This is a genomic window from Blastococcus sp. SYSU DS0753 (assembly GCF_054051175.1).
The window spans coordinates 36,557-42,792 of the sequence record NZ_JBJHAT010000035.1; the positions used below are offsets into that span (position 1 = coordinate 36,557).

The following is a 6,236-nucleotide window of genomic DNA, read 5'->3' on the forward strand; positions in this document are numbered from 1 at the left end:
CGGGGGCGCACGCGGCGGCGCAACTCGCCCGCCCGGGGGGACGCGCCCGGCAGGGCGCGCCCGCTAGCGTCGCCCTGTGGACAACGGACGCATCGAGGCAGACGTCGTCGTGGTGGGAGCGGGGCTGGCCGGACTGGTCGCCACCGCCGAGCTCGCCGACGCCGGCAAGCGGGTGATCCTGGTCGACCAGGAGCCCGAGGCGTCGCTGGGTGGGCAGGCGTGGTGGTCCTTCGGCGGGCTGTTCCTCGTCGACTCGCCCGAGCAGCGCCGGCTGCGGGTGCGCGACTCGCTGGAGCTGGCCCGCCAGGACTGGTTCGGCACCGCCGGCTTCGACCGCGACAGCGACCACTGGCCCCGGCAGTGGGCCGAGGCCTACCTGCAGTTCGCCGCGGGGGAGAAGCGGGCCTGGCTCAAGGAGCAGGGCATCGGCTTCTTCCCGGTCGTCGGGTGGGCCGAGCGCGGTGGCTACACGGCCACCGGGCACGGCAACTCGGTGCCGCGGTTCCACATCGTCTGGGGCACCGGTCCCGGTGTGGTGGCCCCGTTCGAGCGTCGGGTGCGGGCGGCCGTCGCGGCGGGCCGGGTCGAGCTGCGTTTCCGGCACCGGGTCACCGAGCTCGTCGTCAGCGGCGGCGCGGTGACCGGCGTCCGCGGCGCGGTGCTCGAGCCCGGTGACGTCGCCCGCGGCGAGGCCAGCTCCCGCGCCGAGGTCGGGGAGTTCGAGCTCGCCGCGCAGGCCGTCGTCGTCACCTCCGGCGGGATCGGCGGCAACCACGACCTGGTCCGCCGGTACTGGCCGGCCCGGCTCGGCCCGGCACCGCAGCGGCTGCTCTCCGGCGTCCCGGCGCACGTCGACGGCCTGATGCAGGAGGCCACCGTCGCCGCCGGCGCCAGCATGGTCAACGGCGACCGGATGTGGCACTACACCGAGGGCGTCGCCAACCACTCGCCGGTCTGGGCGCGGCACGGCATCCGCATCCTCCCCGGCCCCTCGTCGCTGTGGCTCGACGCCACCGGCCAGCGGCTCCCGGTGCCGCTGTTCCCCGGGTTCGACACGCTCGGGACGCTCGCGCACATCGGGCAGACCGGCCACGAGCACACCTGGTTCGTCGCCACGCACAAGATCGTGGAGAAGGAGTTCGCGCTGTCGGGCTCCGAGCAGAACCCCGACCTCACCGGCAAGGACCTCCGGCTGCTCGCCACCCGGGTGAAGGCCGGCGTCTCCGGCCCCGTCCAGGCGTTCCTGGACCGGGGCGAGGACTTCGTCGTCGCCCGCACCCTGCCCGAGCTGGTCGCGGGCATGAACCGCGTGACCGGCGGCACGCCGGAGCTCGACCTCGCCCAGGTGGAGCGGGAGATCGTGGCCCGCGACCGCGAGGTCGGCAACACCTTCACCAAGGACCTGCAGATCACCGCCATCCGCGGCGCCCGCAACTACCTCGGCGACAAGCTGATCCGGGTCGCCCCGCCGCACCGGATCCTCGACCCGGAGGCCGGGCCGCTGATCGCCGTCCGGCTCAACGTCATCACCCGCAAGAGCCTCGGCGGGCTGGAGACCGACCTCTCCGGTCGCGTGCTGCGGCCGGGCGGGGAGGTCTTCAGCGGCCTCTACGCCGCCGGTGAGGTGGCCGGCTTCGGTGGTGGTGGCGTGCACGGCTACCGCTCGCTGGAGGGCACCTTCCTCGGCGGCTGCCTGTTCTCCGGCCGGGTCGCGGGTCGCGCGCTCGCGGCCGCCCTGTGACGGGGCGGGACGTGAGCGCACCGCGCGACCCCTGGGCGGACCCGGCGACGCCGACCGAGCCGGGGCCGGTCTACACCGGCCCGCCGCCCACGGCGCCGCCCCCCGGCTACGCGTCGCCCTACGGTCCGCCGCCGCCCGGGTACGGCCCCCCGCCCTACGGCTACCCCGGCCCCTACGGCTACGGCTATCCCGGCCCGTACGGGACGGCGCCGTTCCCGGGCGGTCCGGTGCCGCCCCGGGCCGGGCGCCGTCCGGGTCAGGTCGTCGGCGCCGCGGTGCTGAGCTTCGTGCAGGCGCTGCTGGTCGCGGTGGCGTCGCTGTACGTGTGGTTCTTCGCCTCGCTCGCGGAGATGGCGGTCGAGCAGAGCCCGGGTGCCGCCCCCACCCAGGCCTACGTGTTCGCCCGCGAGGGCGGCACGCTCGCGGTCGTCCAGCTGATCTCGGTGGCGCTGCTGGTGGCCGCCGGGGTCCTCGCCCTGATCCGGCGCACCCGGACGGCGTGGCTGGTGCTGCTGGCCGCGCACGGTGCCCAGCTGGTGCTCGCCGTCTACTGGTGGGCGAAGCTGACCGACCTGCTGGGGCCGGCCGCGGCGGTCGAGGACGTCGGCGGGGTGCTCGCCGTGTTCAGCCTGTTCTTCGCCGCCGCCCCGCTCGTCGCGCTCGGGCTCGTGCTCTTCGGTGGCGGGCGCAGCTGGTTCACCGCCCCGCAGGGCTGACCGGGCGGCACGGCAGACTGGCGGCATGCCCGCGACCGATCCCTCCCGACCCGCGCTGGCCCCCGAGGTCGCCGCTCTGCTGCGCCGCGACCCGGCCGGCCTGGTCGCCGCCGTCGTCCAGCAGCACGATACCCGCGAGGTGCTGATGGTGGCCTGGATGGACGACGAGGCGGTCCACCGGACCCTCACCACCGGCCGGGCCACCTACTGGTCGCGCAGCCGGCGGGAGTACTGGGTGAAGGGGGAGACCTCCGGGCACCGGCAGTGGGTGCGGGAGGTGCGCCTGGACTGCGACGGCGACGCGCTGCTGCTGCTCGTCGACCAGGAGGGCGCCGCCTGCCACACCGGCGCGCGCAGCTGCTTCCACCGGGTGCTGCCGGCCGCGCAGGGGGTGGCGCCGTGAGGTTCGGGGTCACCTCGCCCTCGCGGGAGGAGTTCGCCGGCATCGACGCGGCGGTCGTCCCGGTCACCCGCCGCCTCCTGGTCGACGGCGAGACCGCCGTCGGCATCTACCGGAAGCTGGCCGGCAACCGTCCCGGCACGGTGCTGCTGGAGTCGGCCGAGCAGGGGAAGCGGTGGGCGCGGTACAGCTTCGTGGGCGTCCGCAGCGCGGGTGTGCTCACCGAGCGGGACGGGCGCACGCAGTGGCTCGGGGACGACGTGCCCGGGCTGACCGACGACCTCCCGGCCGATCCCCTCGAGGCCGTCCGGGTCCTGGCGCGGCGGCTGCGCTCGCCCCGCACGCCGGGGCTGCCCCCGCTCACCGGTGGGCTGGTGGGCTACCTGGGCTACGACGTCGTCCGCCGTCTGGAGCGGCTGCCGAGCACCAGCGTCGACGACCTGGGCATGCCGGAGCTGGCGATGATGCTGGTGACCGACCTGGCCGTGCTGGACCACAGCGACGGGTCGGTGCTGCTCATCGCCAACGCCCTGCGCGGGCCCGGAGCCGAGCCCGCCGCCGCCGGCTACGAGGACGCGGTCGCCCGGCTGGACGCCATGGCCGCCGCGCTGGTCCGGCCCGCCGCGCCGGCTGTCGCGGTCTTCGAGCCGGCCGACGTGCCGGCGTCGGTGCGCAGCAACCTGGCGCCCGGGGTCTACCAGGCCGGGGTCGAGGAGGTGCGGGAGCGCATCCGGGCCGGCGACGCCTTCCAGGTGGTGCTCGCCCAGCGGTTCGAGCTCGAGACCGACGTCGCGGCGCTGGACCTCTACCGGGTGCTGCGGGCGACCAATCCGTCGCCGTACATGTACCTGCTGCGCTTCGCGGGCCGGGAGACGCCGTTCGACGTCGTCGGCTCCTCACCCGAGGCGCTGGTGACGGTGGCCGGCACCTCGGCCGTCGTCCACCCGCCGGCCGGCACCCGGCCGCGCGGCGCCACGCCCGAGGAGGACGTGCGCCTGGCCGAGGGGCTGCTCGCCGACCCCAAGGAGCGGGCCGAGCACGTCATGCTCGTCGACCTGGCGCGCAACGACCTGGGGCGGGTCTGCGTGCCCGGCAGCGTCGAGGTGCCGGACTTCATGCGGGTCGAGCACTACAGCCACGTGATGCACCTGGTCTCGACCGTCGCCGGCGAGGTGCGGCCCGGCTGCGACGCCCTGGACGTCTTCGACGCGACCTTCCCCGCGGGCACCGTCTCGGGCGCACCGAAGCCCAGCGCCATGGCGATCATCGACACCCTCGAGCCGACGCGGCGCGCCCTGTACGCGGGCACCGTCGGCTACGTCGACGCCAGCGGCGACATGGACATGGCGATCGCCATCCGCACCGCAGTCCTGCACCAGGGGCGCGCGTACGTGCAGGCCGGGGCGGGGATCGTGGCCGACAGCGACGCCGCCGCCGAGGAGGCGGAGACCCGCCACAAGGCGCGCGCGGTGCTGTCGGCGATCGCGACGGCCGAGCGGCTGCGGGAGCTGTCGTGAGCTCGTCCCCGGGCGTGGGCCGGTCCGGCGGTGCACGGCGCGAACTGACCGCCGCCGTGGTCGGCGTCGCGCTGGCCGGGGCGCTGGCCCTGTCGACCGCGAGCCAGCGGTGGGCGGAGGTGACCGCCGAGCGACGGGCACCCCTGCCGCCGGTGAGCGGGACCCTCACCGGTGGCGCCGCGGCACCGCTGGTGACCGCCGCCGGCCTGGTGCTGCTGGCCGCGGCCGTCGCGCTGCTGGCGGTGCGCGGGACGGGCCGGCTGGTGGTCGGGCTGCTGGTGGCGGCCTGCGGTGGCGCCCTGCTGTGGTCGGGCACCCGGGTGCTGACCGGGGGAGTCGCCGACGCCGCCGCCGACCTGCCCGGCGTCGGCGGCGCCAGCGTCACCGCGACGGCGGTGGAGATCTCGCCGGTCTGGCCGGGGCTCGCCGTGGCCGCCGGGGTGCTGGCCGTCCTCGCCGGGGTGCTGACCGTCCTCCGCGGGGCCTCCTGGCCCGCGATGGGACAGCGCTACGAGCGGGACGCGGGGCCGGCGCCGGTGCGCTCGGACGAGGACCGTGCGGACGACGCCTGGAAGGCGCTGGATCGCGGGGAGGACCCCACCGAGCCGCCACCCCCGCCGCGGTCCGGTTCCGCCGTATAGCGGAACGGCCGAGGGTCGCGATGCCCGCCCCCGGGCCGGGCGGCCCGTGGCCCGCCTCTAGAGTGGTTCCACCCATCCGCCCGGGATCGACGTACGAGGAGCAGTGGCGCCGATGAGCAACCACCGGACCTCGGCCGAGGCTGCGACGACGCCGTGAACGTGCTCGACGAGATCATCGCCGGTGTCCGCGCGGACCTCGCCGTCCGCGAGGCCGCGACACCGCTGGACGAGGTGAAGGCCGCCGCGCAGGCGGCCCGGCCGGCGCGCGACGCGCTCGCGGCCCTGCGTGCACCCGGTGTCGGCGTGATCGCCGAGGTGAAGCGGCGCAGCCCGTCCAAGGGCGACCTGGCCGACATCGCCGACCCGGCCCGGCTCGCGCAGCAGTACGCAGCGGGTGGCGCGCGGGTCATCTCCGTGCTGACCGAGCAGCGTCGCTTCGGGGGATCCCACGCCGACCTCGCCGCCGTCCGCGCCGTCGTCGACGTCCCGGTGCTGTGCAAGGACTTCATCGTCAGCAGCTACCAGGTGCACGAGGCGCGGGCGCACGGGGCCGACGTGGTCCTGCTGATCGTCGCCGCCCTGGAGCAGAACGTGCTGGTCGGCCTGCTGGAGCGGGTCGAGTCCCTCGGCATGACCGCGCTGGTCGAGGTGCACACCGAGGCCGAGGCCGACCGCGCGATGGCGGCCGGCGCCTCGGTGATCGGGGTCAACGCCCGCGACCTGACCACCCTGCAGGTCGACCGGTCGACCTTCGAGCGGATCGCCCCCGGCCTGCCGTCGGAGGTCGTGAAGGTCGCCGAGTCCGGGGTCCGCGGCCCGCACGACCTGATCAGCTACGCCGCCGCGGGCGCCGATGCAGTGCTCGTGGGCGAGGGTCTGGTCACCGCCGGCGACGCCCGCCAGGCCGTCGCCGACCTGGTCACCGCCGGCTCGCACCCGGCCACCCCCCGCACCCCGCGCTGACCCGTCCCGTCGCTGGGTCCTAACCGGGTTGTCGGCCCGAAGTGGTCACCCGGGTCCTGGACCTGGTCGCTCGGCTCCGACCTGCGGAAACTGTCGTACCCCCCGCTTAACCTGCGGATATGTCGTCGGGTGTCGGGTTCGCGGTCGGGGTGACCGTGATGCCGGTGAGCCCGCCGTCGGAGTGGGAGCTGGCCGACCCTGATCCGTTGCCGCGGTTGGGTGAACCGTTGAGCGCGTGGTTGCCGGCCCGGCGGGGTG

Annotated in this window: 6 protein-coding genes; all 6 read left to right on the forward strand. The window is 75.8% G+C overall.

What is annotated here, in order from left to right; all coding sequences use genetic code 11:
* The first annotated feature begins 76 nt into the window (after positions 1 to 76).
* The gene (locus ACI799_RS19625; RefSeq protein WP_456613748.1) at positions 77 to 1,741 is read left to right on the forward strand and encodes an FAD-binding dehydrogenase; all 1,665 of its coding nucleotides are present in this window, start codon (positions 77 to 79) and stop codon (positions 1,739 to 1,741) included.
* Positions 1,742 to 1,752: 11 nt separating this feature from the next.
* On the forward strand, positions 1,753 to 2,457 hold the full coding sequence (locus tag ACI799_RS19630; RefSeq protein ID WP_456591212.1) for a hypothetical protein: 705 nt from the start codon (positions 1,753 to 1,755) through the stop codon (positions 2,455 to 2,457).
* A 25-nt stretch (positions 2,458 to 2,482) separates the two neighbouring features.
* Positions 2,483 to 2,860, forward strand: a complete 378-nt coding sequence (hisI, locus tag ACI799_RS19635; RefSeq protein ID WP_456613749.1) for a phosphoribosyl-AMP cyclohydrolase — start codon at positions 2,483 to 2,485, stop codon at positions 2,858 to 2,860.
* On the forward strand, positions 2,857 to 4,374 hold the full coding sequence (locus ACI799_RS19640) for an anthranilate synthase component I (RefSeq protein WP_456613750.1): 1,518 nt from the start codon (positions 2,857 to 2,859) through the stop codon (positions 4,372 to 4,374). The genes hisI and ACI799_RS19640 overlap by 4 nt, the downstream gene beginning before the upstream one ends.
* Entirely contained in the window at positions 4,371 to 5,015 is a 645-nt protein-coding gene (locus tag ACI799_RS19645) for a Trp biosynthesis-associated membrane protein (RefSeq protein WP_456600648.1), read from the forward strand. The genes ACI799_RS19640 and ACI799_RS19645 overlap by 4 nt, the downstream gene beginning before the upstream one ends.
* 153 nt (positions 5,016 to 5,168) lie before the next feature.
* The gene (trpC, locus tag ACI799_RS19650) at positions 5,169 to 5,978 is read left to right on the forward strand and encodes an indole-3-glycerol phosphate synthase TrpC (protein ID WP_456591208.1); all 810 of its coding nucleotides are present in this window, start codon (positions 5,169 to 5,171) and stop codon (positions 5,976 to 5,978) included.
* Positions 5,979 to 6,236: the final 258 nt, after the last annotated feature.

Bases quoted from the DNA above. Each gene is read 5' to 3' on its own strand.
- hisI (WP_456613749.1), top strand. From the start codon at position 2,483: ATGCCCGCGACCGATCCCTCCCGACCCGCGCTGGCCCCCGAGGTCGCC.